This window comes from Limnohabitans planktonicus II-D5, from assembly GCF_001270065.2.
Taxonomy (GTDB): Bacteria; Pseudomonadota; Gammaproteobacteria; order Burkholderiales; family Burkholderiaceae_C; genus Limnohabitans_A; species Limnohabitans_A planktonicus.
Genome location: NZ_LFYT02000090.1, coordinates 1 through 1,331 on the forward strand (window position 1 = coordinate 1; position 1,331 = coordinate 1,331).

2 protein-coding genes are annotated in these 1,331 nt (G+C 37.1%); both read right to left on the minus strand.

Going from position 1 to position 1,331, the window contains the following annotated elements; genetic code table 11:
- Positions 1 to 19: 19 nt before the first annotated feature.
- Positions 20 to 487 carry a hypothetical protein gene (locus H663_RS41460; RefSeq protein ID WP_133239978.1) on the minus strand — a complete coding sequence of 156 codons (468 nt, stop codon included), beginning with the start codon at positions 485 to 487 and terminating at the stop codon, positions 20 to 22.
- A partial coding sequence (locus tag H663_RS40890; protein ID WP_133240102.1) for a glycosyltransferase family 2 protein occupies positions 484 to 1,331 on the minus strand: 848 nt, incomplete at its 5' end. The genes H663_RS41460 and H663_RS40890, both read right to left, overlap by 4 nt.

Consider the following 1,331-nt stretch of genomic DNA (forward strand, 5'->3'; position numbering starts at 1 on the left):
CTGCATTGTATTTTTCAAGTCAAGTTCCACACGGAATGACGAAGAGCCAACGCAAACCACCAGCTCGCTCACTGGCTTCGGCAAACCAATTAATGGCACCAAAAACGTATTGTATTGGCAGGGTTAATGCTGCAAGAAAGTAGAAAATCGTTAGTACTTGCACAGGTCTCATTGCTGAATCTGAAGCAAGTACAAGGCAAATTATTCCAAGGGGGAACGTAGCCCAAAGGCGGAATAGACCAACAGCTGGGTCACCATATTGATTATCAGAAAAAATTGTTACGAAACTTGCATAATACGTCACAAAAACAGAAAAAAATATCACAATATCAAAATTTATTTCCTCGGTACTTTCCATTGAAAATGCTAATAAAAATATAGCAAGAACTAAACCCAAAGCAATAAAATAAAATGGTGTTAAATTTCGTAAAATATGGAATAGATATAATGTAAAACATAGCAGCCCAAGTGCTTTAGTTGTTCTCATGTGTACCAACCGTCCTTATTAGCGCGTTCCGCACTCATTATTCTTGTCTGTGATCGTGCGCGTACACCATCTCTATATGCTCCTGCAAGCACAAATCTGTAGGCGGTGTTTGAATAAAAGAGTTTTTTGTTATCAAATCGTAATAGTATTCTGGCAATTATCTTAGCCAAATTTGAGTCTAATACAAAGTGTATTGTTTTACGATACAAATTGTGCATTCCACTTTCATTGGAATCTTGTGGCTCAAGCCATTTTGTCTGTCCAATTTCGTCCACATGCTTAAGCGAAATAGATTTGAATACTGGCATGCCATCTCGACCAGCATGGTACATTTTTATCATGAATTTTTTAATATTCCCCCCGAGTTCTTGGTGTACTATGTCTGCACTGCAAGGCTTTAGACTGTACCCTCTGGACATAAGGTCAATGCCAAACTGTATATCCTCAAAACCATAGCCTATATAGTCTTCATTAAATCTCATACCATCTTCGAGTAAAAGTTTTTTTTCAATTAGTAAATTCATTGTCACAATGTTAGTGAAATGAAGTTCGGTAGTAAAAGGTTTTTCCTTTGAAAAATGGCAATTATTGCGGTACCGATAATAATTACTTTGCTTTACCAGTATTGATGGAAACTTGACACCACCACACCATGCGATCCTTTTGCCACTAAATGGTTCAGCAGTTGTCAGAAAAATTTCCAGATGATCAGTTTCTGGTATGCAGTCATCATCTAGAAATACAATAAATTTACCTTGAGATAGTTTTATGCCTGTATTGCGTTTAGTAGTCACTGCATTTGTTTCCGCATCAACAATCCGAAGGTTGAAGTTTGGAAATGTTG